Source organism: Paenibacillus sp. LjRoot56 (assembly GCF_964253335.1).
GTDB classification, from domain to species: domain Bacteria; phylum Bacillota; class Bacilli; order Paenibacillales; family NBRC-103111; genus Paenibacillus_E; species Paenibacillus_E allorhizoplanae.
In genome coordinates this window covers 142,009-160,234 of the sequence record NZ_CAXURV020000008.1, presented here as the reverse complement: position 1 = coordinate 160,234, position 18,226 = coordinate 142,009, and the positions used below count along the sequence as shown (strand labels likewise).

At 46.4% G+C, this 18,226-nt stretch carries 8 protein-coding genes and 2 pseudogenes; all 10 read left to right on the top strand.

Annotation, left to right across the window (positions count from 1 at the left end):
- Nucleotides 1-119: 119 nt before the first annotated feature.
- Entirely contained in the window at nt 120-1,079 is a 960-nt protein-coding gene (locus ACSQ8O_RS36115) for an ABC transporter permease (protein ID WP_436245707.1), read from the top strand.
- Nucleotides 1,080-1,094: 15 nt separating this feature from the next.
- Complete coding sequence (locus tag ACSQ8O_RS36110) at nt 1,095-1,994, top strand: carbohydrate ABC transporter permease (protein WP_436245667.1); 900 nt, start codon at nt 1,095-1,097, stop codon at nt 1,992-1,994.
- A 50-nt stretch (nt 1,995-2,044) separates the two neighbouring features.
- On the top strand, nt 2,045-3,685 hold the full coding sequence (locus tag ACSQ8O_RS36105; RefSeq protein WP_436245666.1) for an extracellular solute-binding protein: 1,641 nt from the start codon (nt 2,045-2,047) through the stop codon (nt 3,683-3,685).
- A 65-nt stretch (nt 3,686-3,750) separates the two neighbouring features.
- Nucleotides 3,751-4,791: a glycoside hydrolase family 88/105 protein gene (locus ACSQ8O_RS36100; RefSeq protein WP_436245665.1), complete on the top strand. Its 1,041-nt coding sequence runs from the start codon at nt 3,751-3,753 to the stop codon at nt 4,789-4,791.
- Between the two features lie 374 nt (nt 4,792-5,165).
- Nucleotides 5,166-11,288, top strand: a complete 6,123-nt coding sequence (locus ACSQ8O_RS36095) for an OmpL47-type beta-barrel domain-containing protein (protein WP_436245664.1) — start codon at nt 5,166-5,168, stop codon at nt 11,286-11,288.
- A 297-nt stretch (nt 11,289-11,585) separates the two neighbouring features.
- Nucleotides 11,586-12,088, top strand: a pseudogene (gene sigK, locus ACSQ8O_RS36090) (RNA polymerase sporulation sigma factor SigK); the annotation flags it as partial.
- 70 nt (nt 12,089-12,158) lie between these two features.
- Nucleotides 12,159-12,830 (top strand): annotated as a pseudogene (locus tag ACSQ8O_RS36085) (ABC transporter ATP-binding protein).
- 1,004 nt (nt 12,831-13,834) lie between these two features.
- On the top strand, nt 13,835-15,616 hold the full coding sequence (locus ACSQ8O_RS36080) for a cache domain-containing sensor histidine kinase (RefSeq protein WP_436245663.1): 1,782 nt from the start codon (nt 13,835-13,837) through the stop codon (nt 15,614-15,616).
- Nucleotides 15,617-15,620: 4 nt separating this feature from the next.
- Nucleotides 15,621-16,811: a response regulator transcription factor gene (locus ACSQ8O_RS36075; protein ID WP_436245662.1), complete on the top strand. Its 1,191-nt coding sequence runs from the start codon at nt 15,621-15,623 to the stop codon at nt 16,809-16,811.
- 26 nt (nt 16,812-16,837) lie between these two features.
- On the top strand, nt 16,838-18,118 hold the full coding sequence (locus tag ACSQ8O_RS36070; protein WP_436245661.1) for an ABC transporter substrate-binding protein: 1,281 nt from the start codon (nt 16,838-16,840) through the stop codon (nt 18,116-18,118).
- Nucleotides 18,119-18,226 lie beyond the last annotated feature (108 nt).

The window sequence follows — 18,226 nt, the reverse complement described above, 5'->3', positions numbered from 1 at the left end:
CAATACTCATGATTTACCGATCAGCAGACGGAACGGTATGCTGAGACCGATCCGGAACGAACCAATGAGGAAAATCAACCGGGGACCCCAAGTACTGAGGAGGTGAGACTGTGAAATCAATGGCAACTTCTGATACCAAAAATGTAACCGCTTTATCGTTGTCCAAGAAGTACAAATGGGGGATATATCACTATCTGCGCAGGGATTGGCAGCTCTACGTGCTACTGCTTCTTCCTTTAGCAATGGTACTGACCTTTAAGTATGCCTCCATGTTCGGACTCACGATCGCTTTCAAAGACTATAAAATCGCGAGGGGCTTCTGGGGCAGTGAATGGGTAGGATTTCAAGTATTTAAAGAGATTTTCGCCAAACCCGACTTTGGCCGAGCGATTCGGAATACGCTGCTGTTGAATATTCTGGACCTTTTGTTCAGCTTTACGATGCCGATTGTGCTCGCTCTTATTCTCAATGAGGTCAAAAACCTTATGTTCAAACGCGTGAATCAAACGCTGCTCTATCTGCCCCATTTCCTGTCCTGGGTGATTATCGGTGCCATCTCTTATCAGCTCTTAAGCGAAGGCAACGGTATGGTTAATAATCTCATCGAGAAGCTGGGAGGCATCAGGATCCCGTTTCTACAGGAGGATACCAATTGGGTGATCAGTTATTTGGCCATCGGTGTGTGGCAGAGTATGGGTTGGGGGTCGATCATCTACCTTGCGGCTATCAGCGGCATAAATCCAGAGATGTATGAAGCGGCTATCGTCGACGGTGCGGGCCGATGGCGTAAAATGTGGAACGTTACATTACCCTCGATCCGGATGACGATCGTGACTTTGCTGATCTTGAGCTTGGGCGGTGTAATGGGTGGCTCCTTCGAGCGGATTATGGCCCTACAGAATAAGGCGACCACTGAGTTCACCACGACCATACCGGTTCTGGTGTACCGCTGGGGGATTGAAAGCGGCAACTTCAGCCGTGCGACCGCATTAGGTTTATTTCAATCGATCATCGGGCTCGTCCTCGTCTTGGTCGCCGACCGGATCGCGAAGAAACTGGGCGAAGACGGATTGATTTAGAGAGGATGCGGACCCATGAAATCATCTGCTGGCACGAATGCCGTAAAACGTAGATTTCGCTTTGACATATGGGATGTGATGATCCACCTGGTATTGATTGTTGCCTCCCTTGCGTGCACGCTGCCGTTCATACATGTCGTCGCCAAATCCTTTAGCGATGACGCGTTTGTAATCGCTAACAAGGTATATCTCTGGCCTGAAGGCTTCACTGCCCAGGCCTACGAGAAAATCTTTGCTGACGACAGTATCCTAAGATCCCTTTACGTTTCCGTCCTCGTTACTGTGTTATTCACGATTCTGGGGATGATCGTTACGATTTGCGCGGCCTATCCGTTATCGCGCAAGCAGCTGAAAGGCCGTACGCTGCTGACTTTTATCTTTGTGTTCACCATGTACTTCCATGGCGGGATTATTCCCGACTACATGTTGATGAACAGCCTGGGAATGTTGGACAGCATATGGTCACTCGTACTGCCGCTTTCGTTCAGCGCATTCAATCTGCTGATTTTGAGGAGCTCCATCTCGAGTAGTATTCCGGTTAGCTTGGAGGAATCGGCAAGGATTGACGGAGCCGGACACTTCCGAATTTTACTGAATATCGTCCTCCCACTCTGCAAGCCGATTTTGGCAACGTTAGCACTCTTCTATGCGGTAGGCCGCTGGAATGCTTATCAAGATGCTCTGTTCTACATTAAACAGAATACCGACCTGCGGCCGTTGCAGTTGAAACTCTATTATCTGGTTATCCAGGCGACCGAAAGCTTTCAGCTAGAGAGCACCCAAGTGGAGCTTAGCAATCCCGAGGTGCTCAAGGCTTCGGTCGTTGTATTCGCAACATTGCCGATCGTCTGCGTCTATCCGTTTATTCAGAAGTATTTTGTTCGGGGAACGATGCTTGGGGCGGTTAAGGAATAACCTTATAGCAGCATTTGCGTGATAACTAATTTTCTATTGGGGGAAATACGATGAGTATTAAGAAATGGGTCCCTGTGATTTTGGCCTCCGTGATGAGTACCAGTCTTTTGGCGGGCTGCAATGATAACGGCAGCGGGAACAAAGCATCTCCATCCGCTACCACCTCGGTTAATCCAAGCGCGAGCGCAAGCACCAGCTTGCTTGATTCTTCGAATCGTTTCGCACAAACGGTCACCCTCGATATTCCGGTGTATGATCGTGCGTTCGAGGGTTGGAATGTGGCCGACAACTACTACACACGATGGATCCAGAAGGAATTTGGCGAGAAACACAATGTCAAAGTCAATTTCGTGGCGATCTCGCGCAGTAACGAAGTGAGGGATTTCGAGCAGCTGCTGTCAGCCGGCAAGGCACCGGATATAATCTTCCATTATGACATGCCTCAGGCGCTTACCTACTACTCCGAAGAGGTCTTGCAGCCGCTCAAAATGGACGAGGTTGCCAAGTATGCACCGACCTACTGGAAGAACACGAGCAAAACGATTGAACAATATGGTGTAGTGGACAAGAAGAATATGTTCCTCTTCGCTAAGCGTCCTAACTATAACAACTTTGTGAGCCTCATCAGGAAAGACTGGGTCGAAAAGGTCGGCATGAAAGTGGAGGATCTGACGTCCCTAGAGAAATACAACGAGATGCTCATGAAATGGAAGGCAGCGGGACTCGGCGTATCAGGTGGATCCTTAACCCGGAACGTATTCAATTACAGCTATGCCTTCCGCGATTGGCCGGTTGATCCGAAGTACCGCGCGCTTTATTCCGATCTTGCCGTTGCGGATTTCACGACCGCTGATACGGAGCGCTGGCTGAAGAACTTAAACTATCAATATAACAACGGTTTGATTGACAAGGAGTTTTATTTACGCGACGACGACAACAAGATCAAAGCCGAGTTTGTGGCGGGCAGGACCGGAACATATGGACTTTATCTTGCCAGCAATACTGACCTATTCGCCGCTACGTTGAAGAACAATCCAAAAGCTCAATTTGCCGTCATCCCTCCAGAGGCCGGCGTACCTCAAGGTCGCAAGCCGCAGGGACGCGCCGACTGGCCGTTTGGGTTCATCATGGGAATTAACCACAAATCAACCGAACAAGAACGAGTTGCCGTTTGGTTGTATCTCGAGTGGATGAGCCAGCCGAAGAACTTGTTCTTCCTGCAGAATGGGGTCGAAGGTCAGAACTATACCCTCGATGCCGATGGCCTGCCGAAGAAAATTGCGGATTTCAAAGGCGAATCGAAGCTTTCCAACAACAACAATAAGGATTACTGGGCGCTTGTGACCGAAATCGCGGAATTCTCCACTCCGGAACTGACAACCAAGGCGAACCTGCGCAATTGGACGGTTCCCGGACAGGAGCAATTGACCGAACAACTAATGAAAAATTGGAACGCTACCGCAGAATACCGTACGCCGGATGCTTTGTTCTCCGTTGTACTCAAGAATGTAACCGAGCATAAAGCGGACCTGAACGCCCTCTTCCAGGAGCTCTACCTGAAGGTTGTTATGTCTCCTCAGGATCAGTTTGACAAGCTGTATGCAGATGCTAAGAAGAAGTTCCTCCAGGCAGGCTATCAAGAGATTCTGGATGAGAAGAAAAAAGCAATCGATGCGGGTCAATTCCGGTAATCACTATAACCGAGTCTAAACAGAGCCCTTGCCGTAAGCGGGGGCTCTAATTTATGGAGGGCAACATGAAACTGAAATTTGATACAACAGCGAACGATTTAGGACAGATTGCCGGTCGTGTGGCGGACTATACTTTCGGGATGGATCTGACGTGGGATTGGCCGGGCGGCGTTGCGTTCTACGGCGTCAGCCGTCTGTTCGAAGTGACGGGCGAACGCGCCTATCTGGAACGGATGGCGGCGTGGTGCGACGAGTATATCGATGCTGGAATTCCAGGTTGGACGGTAAACACGTGCGCAATGGGGCACATACTGCTAACTCTCTATGATCAAACAAACGATCAGAAATACCTCGATCTCATCCTCAGCAAGGTGGGCTATCTGGAGAACAAGGCGCTGCGTTTCGGGGACCGGGTGCTTCAGCATACGGTATCTTCTAACAACGATTTTCCGGAGCAATACTGGGCGGACACGCTTTTTATGGCGGCATATTTTCTGTTACGCGTCGGTGTCAAGCTGAAGGAGAAGCGATTGATCGACGATGCACTGCATCAGTTCTTCTGGCATATCAACTTTTTGCAGGATGAGGAAAAAGGGCTATGGTACCACGGCTATAACCATATCAACAAGGATCACATGTCCGGGATTCACTGGGCGCGCGCCAATGCTTGGGCGGCCTATACGATGTCCCGTGCGGCAAGGTTAGTGCCGGAAGGATATCTATATCCCCCAATGATGCATATCTGGAGTTCATTGCGCGACCAGCTTGCAGCAATCAAAAAGCTGCAGAAGGAAGACGGACTCTGGGGCACCGTGCTCGATTACCGGGTTGCTTACGGCGAAGTATCGGCGACGGCGGGCATCGCCGCCGCAATGGTGATGCAAGGCAATCCGCTGCATGCGAAGTACGTTCGGAAGGCATTAGACGGCATACTGGCCAATATCACTGAAAACGGGCGGGTCGTGAACGTATCTGGCGGGACGGCCGTCATGAACGATATCGAAGGGTATCTCCGCATTGACCGTAAATGGGCGCAAGGCTGGGGACAAGGGCTTACGCTCGCATTCCTCGCAGCGGTCATCGAGACGGCCGAAACGGAGGAATAAGCCGGATCCGTTCGGGATTGAATGTTGGCACCGAGAGATACATGTAAAGCTCTAATAAAGTAGATTTTATTGTGTGTATTTGGCGAAATTCATTGATTTTCGACAAAAAAATGCAAAATACAAATAAAAATAGGACTATATATCTATATATCTCGTGAATTCATTTGAATACTCGAAAATAGTTAACTTGTAAGCGCAATCAAAAAAACTGTTTTTTTAACAAACAGATCGACTTTTTACATGTGAATGACAAAGAAAACCCATTATGATGTGAGAAGGTTAATATTCCCAATAAAGGGGAGGTATGAGTTGACGCAACGAGAACGAGCATCTAGGTAGAAGGAAAACCACGTAGAGAGCGAGGGCTTTGTCTAATGAAAAAGCAAGCAAGTCGAATAGCAGCTATGCTATTATGTGGTCTTATGATTTCAAGCACTGCAATCCAAGTGCTGCCAAACGCTCAACCAACGGCACATGCTGCAGATGCATATGTCGGTAAATTTGATTTTGGTCCAGTAAGCAGTCCAGTCTTGGCGGGGTATAATCAAGTTCATGATCAAATGACTTATACGCAGGCGAGAGGCTACGGGCTTGAAACGGCATTGCCAACAGGCGCTTCACGGAACCGTTCAGGCGGAACGGATCTGACGAACGATTTCATTCTGGGAACGCCGTTCACGTTCTTAGCGGACGTACCGAACGGGAACTATAATGTGACGATTTATTCGGGCGATCTCCTTGCGGGAACGTCGACAACGAAGACATCGGTTTCCCTGGAAGGTGTGGCGAAAGGGACGATTTCCACGAAGACTGCAATTGCGCAAGCAACGTATAGCACAACCGTCACGGATGGTCAGTTAACCGTAGGTATCACAACTGGTTACAGCGGTACAGGGGCGGGGTATTTGAATGGTCTAATCATTGAGCAGGTGATAGCTACAGCTCCCTCGACTCCTACAGCTCTCACAGTGACTAATATTAATCCGACTGCAGGTGCAGCATCCGTATCACTAGCTTGGAACAGTGTCACGGATGCCGTCTATTACAATATGTACCGTGCGACGAATAGCGCGACAAGTTATGATTTGATCTCACAAGTGCCAACGAATTCTTTCATGGATACAGCCGTATCTGCAGGGAATACATATTCCTACCAGGTTACAGCTATAAACGCAGGAGGCCTTGAATCCACGCCTAGTACACCAGTGTCGGCGGAAGTGGTACAAACCGTCACCATTCCTGCTCCTCCATCGAATGTCATTGTCAGTGGTGTCACTGCAGGTCAAGCATCCCTGCAATGGACAGCTTCAGCGGGCGCAACGGGGTATACCGTACTTCGTTCGGATTCTGCTGATGGAACCTATACCGAAATTGCTACGGTTGCATCGACTTCCTTCACCGACACAACAGCTGATACATCAGCCCCGCATTACTATCAGGTGAAAGCTTCCAACACAGCAGGGATTTCTGCGGCTTCTAATGTGGCAGCAAGCACAGTATTTGTTGTTCCTAATGCGCTTCCATCTGACTTACCATTGAAAATCGACTTCGGTCCTGGCGCCGTAGCGGACGGCTACTTTGGGATCACGGCTCCAGTTGCGTATTCCGCTCAGCTCAAATACGGCTTCGCAGATCCATCGCTTGTCGGCTCTGGTAACAGCGGTACTGCAGATCCGCTGAAATCCGATTATTTGTCACCAGGGGGTACGTCCTTCAACATGGATCTGCCCAATGGGGATTATGCGGTTTCCGTTACCGCTGGTGATGCTAGTGCAGCAACGGAAGTTGCTGTATCCGTAGAAGGAATGACAGCGAATAAAATTGCGCTCACGTCTAAAGCAGCTGGCGACTATTTGGAACAATCGTTCGAAGTTGCTCTCGTGGATGGTCAATTGAACATTTTCTTCTCGGGGTCTGCGCCCAAAATTAATGGACTCGTCATTTCAAAGCTGCCAAATCGAGTGGCTGGTGAAACGTCTACGGTCTATATTGCCGGGGATTCTACGGTCCAGACATATGATCCGTACTGGAAGCCTCAAGCCGGTTGGGGGCAGATGATTTCTCGTTATTTTACATCTGATATTACGTTCAGCAACCAGTCTATCGGCGGGCGAAGCAGCAAAACCTTCCTCACGGAAGGCCGCTTAGATACCATTTTGCGAGCGATTAAACCGAATGACTACTTCTTAATTCAATTCGGACATAATGATGCGACGATCTCAGTTCCAGAACGATATGCTTCCCCTGCGGATTTCAAAAACTATCTGAAGACCTATATCAACGGGGCTAGACAGCGTGGAGCGATCCCGATTCTGGTAACGCCTGTTGGTCGAAGAGATTATAACGCGACAACGGGACTATTCAATGTCAGCTTCCCAGAGTATGTCGATGCGATGAAAACAGTAGCACAAGAGATGGATGTCAAATTGGTGGACCTCAGTTCGTTAAGTCGTGCGTACTATAACACCATCGGACCAATCGGGACACTTGCCGTCTTCCTCCATGTACCGGCTGGAACGTATACCGCCTTCCCGTCCGGCAATGCGGATGACACGCATTTCCAAGAGTATGGCGCCATTCAGATCGCGCGTCTGTTATCAGGTGGAATTAAAGATCTGAGTATCCCGCTCTCCGCCTATGTCACCGATATTGCACCTCCCACTGCTGTCCCAAGCAAGCCGACAGGGGTTGTAGCAAGCAGTATAAGCAATGCAGGCGCTGTACTGACATGGAACACGGTAGAGGGTGCGGATATTTATAAAATTTACAGAAAGTTAGCCTCTGAAACGGATTACGTCTTAGTCGGGACCTCGACGATTCCTAGCATCACGACGCAGGGTATGACAGAAGGGCAAACATATCATGTTGTTGCGACAGCGATTAACGGCAAAGGCGAATCAGAGCAATCAGATGTCGTTGTTATTACAACAAAGCATGCAACGATTAAATACGACTTTGGATTGGCTGCATCACCTGTTCAAGAAGGCTATACTGGCGTTAATCTATCTACTGTTTATACAGCAGACAAAGGCTATGGCATTAAGAATCCTACAGGTATGATTGGCCGTGATCGCGCTACGGGCACGGATTTGCTTCGCGACTGGCTCGGTTATTTCAATGTTGGCTGGGAATTCATGGTCGATCTTCCAAATGGTCTATACTCCGTTAAGCTATACGTTGGCGACTATCTGGGAAGTGCAAGAACGACTGTTGCCATCGAGGGGACCGATTATGGAACCGTTACAGCTGGCAATAAGTCTGTAGTTGAAAAAATAATTCCACAAACCTCCGTGAGTGATGGACAAATGAACTTCAAGTTTGGCGGTTCTACTGGCATTGTAAATGGGTTGGAGATTACGCCTATTCTTATGGCGCCTTCAGTGCTGAAGGTTGAGAGCAAACAAGTAGATCCAGCAAATCCTTCCATCACCTTGTCGTGGATTGGCGTCGAAGATGCTGCGAAGTATAACGTCTATCGCAAAGTGGCCGGAACATCGAAGTTCGAGCTGCTGGGCAGCGCAACAACGAATACCTATATAGATAACACCGTCGATGTAGGCATGAACTACGAATACCAAGTGACAACTGTTGACTTGGCTGGGGTAGAGACAGGACCCTCTGGATCCATTACCGTTTCCATGATTGATCCAACTGTGCCAGTCCCTGATGTACCTGTGCATCTGCAAGTAAGCACTGTAAATAAGAACGATCTCACCATAAGCTGGGATGAGGTAACTGGAGCCAAGACCTATAACATCTACCGTTCGAAGTCAGCTGGCGGCAGCTTCGAGTTGATTGGCAAATCCAATCAAGCCAGCTATACCGATACCACAGTACTAACAACCATTCCATACTATTATAAGGTGGCAGCTGTAAGCGCAGGCGGTGTATCGGGCCAATCCGAAACGCTGGAAACACCAGCTGTTACGGTGTTGAATCGTCAAGCCGAGTATCTCGATCGCGCGCTTGTGGCGGTGAAGCAAGACAACGGTGTCTATGTTGGTTGGAAAATGCTTGGCACAGATGCGTCTGATATTGCCTTCAATTTATATCGTGACGGAGTCAAAGTAAATACAGCACCGATCAAAGGCGCAACGAATCTGCTTGATGAAGCGGGAACAGATTCATCGGTCTATCTGTTGAAAACGGTGATCGCAGGCAAAGAGCGAGCAGCTTCGAAAGAAACGACCGTATGGCAGCAAAATTATATGTCTATTCCGATGCAGAAGCCGGAGGGCGGTATCACGAAAGCGGGAGAAGCCTACACTTACAGCGCGAACGACACTAGTGTCGGCGATGTGGATGGCGATGGTACGTACGAGTTGATCGTGAAATGGGATCCATCGAACTCCCACGATAACTCTCAAGCTGGTTACACAGGCAACGTGTATCTCGATGCTTACAAGTTGGACGGCACTCGTCTATGGCGTATCGGCCTTGGACCGAACATTCGCGCCGGTGCGCACTATACACAGTTCCAGGTGTTTGATCTTGATGGCGATGGGAAAGCAGAAGTCGCACTTAAAACAGCCGATGGCACGATTGACGGAACAGGTGTTGTCATTGGCGATGCATCGGCCGATCACCGAAACAGCTCGGGTTATGTACTAGAAGGACCTGAATTTTTGACTGTCTTCGATGGATTAACTGGCAGGGCAATCACGACGACCAATTATGATCCTCCTCGCGGAGTCGTGACCGATTGGGGTGATGCTTACGGCAACCGTGTGGACCGTTTCCTTGCTGGTGTAGCTTATCTTGACGGTGAGCATCCAAGCTTGATCTTTAGCCGTGGCTATTATACAAGAACTGTGATTGTGGCCTACGATTACAAGAATGGCGCCTTGACGAAAAGGTGGTGTTTCGATACGAACGATGAAGGACTTGGCGCTGCTTACACCGCACAGGGCGATCATAACTTGTCCATCGGTGATGTAGATGGAGATGGCAAGGATGAGATCACATTCGGTGCTATGGCTATCGATGATGACGGTACACCGCTTTACAATACGGGGCTCGGTCACGGTGATGCTCAGCATCTAGGCGATCTGGATCCGTCCAGACCAGGGTTGGAGTTCTTCAACGTACATGAGCATACGGATTCCCCTTATGGGATGGACTTCCGGGATGCGAGAACGGGTGAAATCCTTTGGGGCGTTTGGACTGGGATTGATACAGGACGCGGTATGTCGGCAGACATCGATCCGAACTATTTGGGTGAAGAAGTATGGGCCGCTACCATTACCAATGCGCAGCATATTCCACTCACAGGCCTTTATAGTGCCAAAGGCGAATTGATCTCCACGACGATTCCGAGCTCCACGAACTTCGGCATTTGGTGGGATGGTGACTTGAATCGTGAGTTGTTAGATAGCAATCGCATTGATAAATGGGATTACGTGAACCATGTGACCAACAATTTATTTACCGCGGATGACGCGCTGTCCAATAACAGCACGAAAGCAACGCCGAACCTGCAAGCCGACCTGTTTGGCGATTGGCGTGAAGAAGTCGTATGGCGCAACACAGACAGCTCTGAGCTGCGGATTTATACAACGAGTACATGGACTGAAACTCGGTTGCGTACACTGATGCATGATCCGATTTACCGTTTAGGGGTAGCATGGCAAAATACAGGTTATAACCAACCGCCGCACACAAGCTTTTATCTTGGCGTCGGTATGACGGAGCCAGCTCAGCCTCACCTTGCCATAGTGAACCAGCCAGCACCTGCAATTCCGCCTGTAACGACGGATGATGCACCGACAGGATGGGTGAATCACCCTGTAAAAGTCACACTTACGGTGAGTGACAGTGGTTCTGGTGTTGGCGGCACTTTCTACACGGTGGATGGGAAGCCGACTCAGCAAGGCACTACGATTTCTTTGTCAGATGAGGGTTCGTATGTGATTACGTATTGGAGTGTCGATTCTTTAGGCAATCAAGAAGACGTAAAAACAACCAAAGTGAATATCGATACGACAGGACCAGTGATCGTTCCTACCAGCGCCATGCAAGTATTCTGGACGGATGGCGGCAGTCTGACGTTTGATATCTCCGATCCATTAAGTGGATTTGTTAGCAAGTCTTTCGAGTTGGATGGCGCACAAGTTAGTCTTCCTTATTCATTCAATCCATTCTCTCTTGAGATTGGCGATCATACCGTGAAGGTGACGGCTGCTGATTCAGCAGGAAATGAAACTGTTGGAACATACTCACTGAAAGTCCAGATGGATGCGAATCACTTGGATGAGGCTGTGCGCTATGCGAACCAACAGAATTGGATTTACGATCCGGCCACTTTCACTAATTTGTTAGACAAGATCGAGACCCTACAAGCACATTTGGGTAAGCCACAGGCTAAGAATGATTTCAATATGCTTGAGAATTACGTTCATGCGCAATCAGGTAAAACGATCGATATGCAATTCGCAGCATCTATCATCAACGCGATTTCTTTTCTAAAAAATGGTAGAGAGATTGTAAAAGCTCAATAGCACTATGAACTGGTACTGAAAAGGCGCTATAGTCTAGACAAAATATTTAGCCAACCACCGAGTTAATCGTTCAAAGCTCGGTGGTTGGTTGTTTGTCCAATAAATTGATCAAACACGTCGGATTGTTGATAAGAAGACCGCAAAATTTCAGGAGCACTTCTTCCGCTTAGTATTCGATCCAATAGGATCATTTCCAGCATCGAAAGCTTTATATCAGTGACATCATGCCTTTTGCTCTTCGACTGGATGTAATGAGTAACACAGAGTGAACATTACGTTGCTTCGTGTTCACAACCTCAAAAATCCGACAACACAAGGGAAGATTTGGAAGATTTGATCTCCATTGGGACGATTGGACTGATCAAAGCTATCGAGTCCTTCTCCCCGAACAAGGGCACGAAGTTGGCGACTTTTGCGGCACGTTGTATCGAGAACGAGATATTGATGCATCTGCGATCATTGAAGAAAACGCGGAAAGATGTGTCCTTGCATGACCCGATCGGAACGGACAAAGAGGGGAATGAAATTACTTTAATTGACATCCTCGGTAGCGAGGCGGACGATGTGGTGGATGCGGTGCAATTGAAAATCGAGAAGAGCAAAATCTATCGGAATCTGGAGATATTGGACGACCGGGAGAAGGAAGTTGGGTTGGACGGTTTGGCTTGGAGCTTGGCGGCGAGGAGCGGACGCAGCGGGAGATTGCGAAGGAGCTGGGGATTTCGCGTTCGTATGTATCGCGTATTGAGAAGCGGGCGTTGATGAAGCTTTATCATGAATTTTATAAGGCGAAGCGGTAAAAGAATTGAATTCAGTTGAATTGAATCGCAATCTTCATTCATTTGGCATCAAATAATGGAGACGAGGACAATGACAGCCTTAATTCAGATTGAGCATGTTAGTAAGTTTTACTATATGGGCGGGGAGACAATCCGCGCCCTAGATGACATTTCGTTGGACATCACCCAAGGTGAATTTGTCGCCATTATGGGACCTTCGGGTTCCGGAAAGTCCACGCTGATGAACATCATCGGCTGTTTGGACGTTTCGGACGAAGGCCTGTATGTGCTCGATGGGAAGCAGATTCACTCGCTGAAGGATTCACAGTTGGCCGAGATTCGGAATCGGAAGATCGGGTTTGTTTTTCAGAATTTTAATCTGCTGCCGAGATTAAACGCTTATGAGAATGTGGAGTTACCTTTGATTTATCGGGGATTATCGAGAAAACAGCGAGAGCCGTAAGTTTTACAGGCACTGGAAGCGGTGGATTTGTTGGATCGAAAGAAGCACATTCCTTCGGAGCTATCTGGCGGACAACAACAACGTGTCGCAATTGCACGGACGTTGGCGGGCGATCCGACGATTATTTTGGCGGATGAACCTACAGGAGCATTGGACTCGAAAACAGGCGCGGAGATTATGGATATTTTCAGGCGGTTGAATGAGCAGGGGAGGACGATTATTGTGATTACGCATGACCGGCAGGTTGCGGAGACGGCGAAGCGGGTTGTGAGGTTTCGGGATGGGCGGTTGTTGCATTGAGTTTGGAATGAAAAAATATTGGGTATTATGAGCAAATGTAGGTAATGGTGAAAGTAATCTTGATCAATTATTTGGTTAGAGGCCAATTAAATATCAAATTTCGTTCTTACTCTGTAAAACCCGTGCAAAATTGCGCGGGTTTATTTTTAATGTATATTGGTAGTTAAAATATAATTGCAAAGCAGCTCAATAAAATAAAAGAATTCATATCCATGGAAGTTACTATTTCGGGGTCCTGCTCTCTGATTTTGGAGATTTGCGGGATTGCGGGTAGGATGTGGGAGTGTCGGACATTTTTCAGCTAGGCGATCGATATGTGCTTATGTTTTCCCGAATGGAAATGGGTGAAAAAAGCGAGTTATTTAACGGGTTCATTAGACTATACAACCGGGAAATTTACTGGGGGTTATTGGTGGAGTACGGGTTATGGACAACGTGCCTACTACTCTACAATAGGAGATTTTTTTTGCTTCCACCATGTAAAACGCACATACTTTACAAATATAGCTAATTATGGACTGATAATTTTTAGTGTTTATATTTGTCCTAAATCCAGCAAAAGTAAAAGTATTTGAGGAACTACCTTGATTTGATATGATATATCCCATTCTCCTCGAAAGGGAATCCGTTTAAAACATGTCGGATATAATTAATGCATCCTTCATTTCGCTTTTAGAGTGTTTATTGTCGCTGAGACCGATAGCTGAATAAAGACACCGCGGCAGCCTCTATGACAGACTAGGACTTGGTGCTGCGTATGGTGCAAGATAAGTGCCCACGCCGATCGGTCGTATTAACCGATTTTATATGAAATCTAAATGGGGGTTCGGCACTATTCGGTTAGAGGCCAGGTATAGCTTGAAACATTTCTACGGACTGATTTTTTTATCAAAGACCGAATCTTATAACAGCTGAGGATCCCTTTACAGATATTGGCGAAAGAAATCACAATGCTAAGAGGTTAGAATAATAGTAAGGTGATTTTAAATAAAAGGAGTATTTTTGTGAAAAGCATTCAAAGCCGTTTATTGATCATGCTGCTTGTTTTTATTATCCTACCGTATTTTTTGTCCATGCTATTGATTTATAGGCAAACGAAAGAGAATGTGGAACGGCATGAGCTTGAGAACAGCCGCGAACAAATTGGGCAGGCGTCCGAAGACCTGGAGCAATACTTTGATGATATCGTTAATCTCCCGTATATTTTATACCGAAATCCTGACTTGTTCATGATTTTCGAAAAAGGCTTCGAAGGATCCCTTTATTTCAATCAGCTTGAAATCTATAAAGGCATGACAACCTTTTATCTGATGAGAAACGAAATTAGGCAGGTTCGGTTATACATTGAGGAAGGAAAAAACTCGTTTACGGTTTATAATGCGATGATAAGTTCCCGTAAGCGGCAGCCGGATTTATTGAAACAAGCCTCTATTCAGAAGCTAATAAACTCTGATTCGAACTTTCTAATCGAACCGCCACATCAGATTGAAAATTATAACAATACAGCAATTATGCCCCCATCCGACAAAACGATGGTATTGACGATTCACCACAAAATCTTGGATGCCCTTTCGAAAGAATTTCTCGGCATCATCACGATAGACATCGATTTGGATAAATTTTCTCGCATATCTAATCATTTTCTTCAAAAAAATAAAGAATCCGTATTGCTGTCCGATTCGGACGGTTATGTCATCTATGCAAGCGATGAAGCCATGATAGGGAAGGCTGTTCCGGCAGAATTACAAAAGAAAATCAATCAGTCGGCTGCAGGCGCACAGTTTTCGAATGGCGATATTATCTTTTCCAAAACGTTGTCGGAACCGTTAAATCAATGGCACTTTGTTAAGATAACCTCAAGCAAATTCTTATTTAATGATGTGAGGAAAACCGCCTACAAGAACATTATAGTCGGTGTAATCGTGGGAATTCTGGGCTTAATCATGATAGCCATCATATCATATAAGATTACTCGTCCGATCAAGCTGCTTAGCCGGAAAGTACTGAGCATTGAAGGCGGGAACATGAATGCTCCGTTTGACGATAAGAGGGAAGATGAAATCGGCAATCTGGAGAGGCATATCAAGGAAATGATGAACCGGATTAATCGTCACATCGACCGTGAGTACAAGCTGGAGATTGAGAACAGGAAGAATCAGCACAGAGCGCTAAAGTCGCAGATTAATCCTCACTTTTTATACAACTCCCTTCAATCCATTGGTGCGGTTGCCCTATTCACCGAATCTCCGAAAGTATACCAATTGGTAGTCTCCTTATCCAAAATGATGCGGTACTCTATTCGTGTGGATCAAAAGGCCACAGTTCGAAGTGAAGTAGATTATGTAAGAGCGTATTTGAACCTTCAAGAGGAGCGTTTTCAAACCGATTTTAGCTATTCCATCGACATCCCCAAGGACATTCTTGATATTTCAGTTCCGAGTATGATTTTGCAGCCACTCGTTGAAAACTTCTTTAAACATTGTTATGAAGAGGGATACGAACAAGCCCACTTGCGTATTTACGGTGAAATACGAGCAGAATATTTGAATCTGGTTGTAGAAAATAACGGCCGCAGTATGACGGATGATGAGCTGACGGCATTAAAAAATAAAATCTACGCGCCGGTATGCGAAGAAAACAACTCGCCCCAGCATATCGGTTTGAAAAATATTCATGATCGCTTGGTTCTTAATTATGATCCGACAGCGGGAATCCTACTTGATTCTTTGCAGGGACAAGGGTTTTCCGTTCAGCTGATGATTCCACTCTACCTTAAGGAGGAATGAGGTAATGAAAGCTCTTATCGTGGATGATGAGTCTAATGTAAGGAAAATTATTCGTTTTATGGGACAGTGGCAGAAACATGGGATTACCGACATTTTGGAAGCCAGAAATGGTGAAGAGGCAAAGGCGTTAATTGATCTGGAAAGTCCGGAAATCATCATGACAGACGTGAAAATGCCCAAAAAGAACGGGATTGAGTTGATGGAGTGGTTGGATGCCAATTCCTACCCGGGAAAAGTGATATTGATTACAGGGTTTGATGACTATTCCTTCATGCGTAAAGCGATTAAGCACGGCAGCTTCGATTATTTGTTGAAGCCTATCGAGAATGAAATGCTAAATGAAACACTCGCGGGAGCGGTAGAATCCTGGAAAAAAGAAGAGGAAGAACGCAGCATTGTAGAGCCGGGCGTCTATGAAGAGGCTAAGAAGCTTCGCTTAAACAAGGGGGTTACCGCGGCATGTAACGGGGAAGTTTTTGATTCCGACGAAATTGCCTTGTCGCTTCCGCAAGCGGACGCATACGATCTTACCTTGATTTATTTTTACCAAACCCATCATTCGGAGCCCTACCTCCAGCATTTGACGGATGAGCTGGTTACTCGGGAGTGGGGGAATGCCTATGCTCTTCAGAACGACCCTAATGTCTGTGTGATACTTTCTGTTCACGGTCAATTTTTCCCGGTAGAGGAATGGATTACCCAGCATATTGATATTCCCGTTCGTCTAGTTAGCGGCCTCCCACTGACATCGCTTAATGAGCTCCCGCAATCTTTTCAATCTGCGCAAAGGGCAATGGCTGAGCAAAATTTCAGAGCCATACACCGTTTGACGGATTTGGATGATGCCAGGCGCATGCATGATATTGTTGCTTTTGTAAATGAACATTATATGCAAGAGTTAAGTTTGGACAAACTTTCAAACCGTTTCTTCCTGAGCCGCGAACATATCTCGCGACGATTTAAGCAAGAAAACGGGATGACCCTCTCCAACTACATTATTCAGCTAAGAATAAAACAAGCTAAACAGTGGTTAAGCCAAACAGACGAGAAAATGTACTCGATTGCATTAAAGCTCGGGTACCAGGATGAAACTTACTTTTCGAAATTGTTTAAACGAATTGTTGGCATGACGCCTCTTGAATATCGGAATAAGGAGGGAAACCGGGAAATAACGGAATTGGGATTACTTCATTAAAGTTGTAAATGAAACGAGGGGGTATCATGATAATCAAGGTTTTTCAATGTGCTTTAGCCGGGTTGCTAACCCTAGCGCTTTCTTCTTGCTGGGCGGACAATCGTTCGGTGAAGGAAATAGATACAATCAGTGCTGATCAGAAAATCACTTTAGAGGTACTGAATCCCAAAGTAGAAATTTCCACGGAGTTTGAGCAGATGGTAAAGGAATACGAGAAAGAAAATCCGAATGTTAAGATGAATATTTTAACCTTTGGCGGAGGGGCAAATTACCTTGCCGAATTGAAAGCAAGATTTGCAGCAAATAAAGGTCCCGATATCTTCCCTAACGGCGGTTACGAAGAAGCGAAGTCATGGAAAAGGTATTTGGAGGATTTGTCCGATCAGCCATGGGTGAAAAATGTGGTTGATGAGGCCCTTAAGCCGATGAAGATGGACGGGAAAATTTACGGGATGCCTATAAATTTGGAAGGCTACGGCTTTATTTATAATAAGGATTTATTCGCTAAAGCCGGTATCCACACCCTGCCAAAAACGCTTACCGAATTAAAGGAAGCGGCGGAAAAGCTACATTCCACTGGTATTACCCCCTTTGCAGTCGGTTATTCAGATAGTTGGTTTTTCATTCTCATGATGAATATTGCTTTTGCCCAGCAGGACGACCCGGACGCTTTTATTCAAGCTTTGAACGAAGGGACGCAAACCATCGTAGGGAACAAAAAGTTCGAAGATCTGACTCGAATGCTGGATTTGACCGTTCAATACGGCAATAAAGATTTTCTGACGACCGACTATAATACCGAAGTCTCTTTGTTTGCAACCGGCCAAGCGGCGATCCTTAAACAAGGGAATTGGGCTCAATCTAAGATTGATCAAATAACGCCGAATATGAATATCGGTTTCTTACCTATTCCTATAAATGATGATGCCAGAAACGATGCCTTGGCGGTGGGCGTATCCAATAACTGGGTCGTAAATAAAGAATCTTCGCCGGAGAAAAAGAAAGAAGCAAAGAAATTCTTGAACTGGATGGTTTCGTCGGAACAAGGCAAAACGTTTATGAAGGAACAATTCCATTTTATTTCTGCGTTTAATAATATAGAGACGGACCGTTCGGGACCGCTCGTGGACGATATTATTCGTTACTCAAAGGAGAAGAAAACGTTGTCCTGGAACTGGTTTAAATTTCCTTCGAGGGCTAGAGAAGAGTTCGGCTATGCTATGCAAGCTTATGTAGGCAAACAGCTTAACCGCGACCAATTGCTTCAGGAGTTCCAAAAATCCTGGAATAAGGCTGAACAGAAATAATTGGTTGGCACACATATTAGATAAATAACCCTTTCGCCTCTGATGCTTAGTATCAAGGCGGTAAGGGTTATTTTGTGCTTGTAAAGCTCGTCTAGTTGAATCAATATA

Bases quoted from the DNA above. Each gene is read 5' to 3' on its own strand.
- ACSQ8O_RS36115 (WP_436245707.1), top strand. From the start codon at position 120: ATGGCAACTTCTGATACCAAAAATGTAACCGCTTTATCGTTGTCCAAG.
- ACSQ8O_RS36110 (WP_436245667.1), top strand. From the start codon at position 1,095: ATGAAATCATCTGCTGGCACGAATGCCGTAAAACGTAGATTTCGCTTT.
- ACSQ8O_RS36105 (WP_436245666.1), top strand. From the start codon at position 2,045: ATGAGTATTAAGAAATGGGTCCCTGTGATTTTGGCCTCCGTGATGAGT.
- ACSQ8O_RS36100 (WP_436245665.1), top strand. From the start codon at position 3,751: ATGAAACTGAAATTTGATACAACAGCGAACGATTTAGGACAGATTGCC.
- ACSQ8O_RS36095 (WP_436245664.1), top strand. From the start codon at position 5,166: ATGAAAAAGCAAGCAAGTCGAATAGCAGCTATGCTATTATGTGGTCTT.
- ACSQ8O_RS36075 (WP_436245662.1), top strand. From the start codon at position 15,621: ATGAAAGCTCTTATCGTGGATGATGAGTCTAATGTAAGGAAAATTATT.
- ACSQ8O_RS36070 (WP_436245661.1), top strand. From the start codon at position 16,838: ATGATAATCAAGGTTTTTCAATGTGCTTTAGCCGGGTTGCTAACCCTA.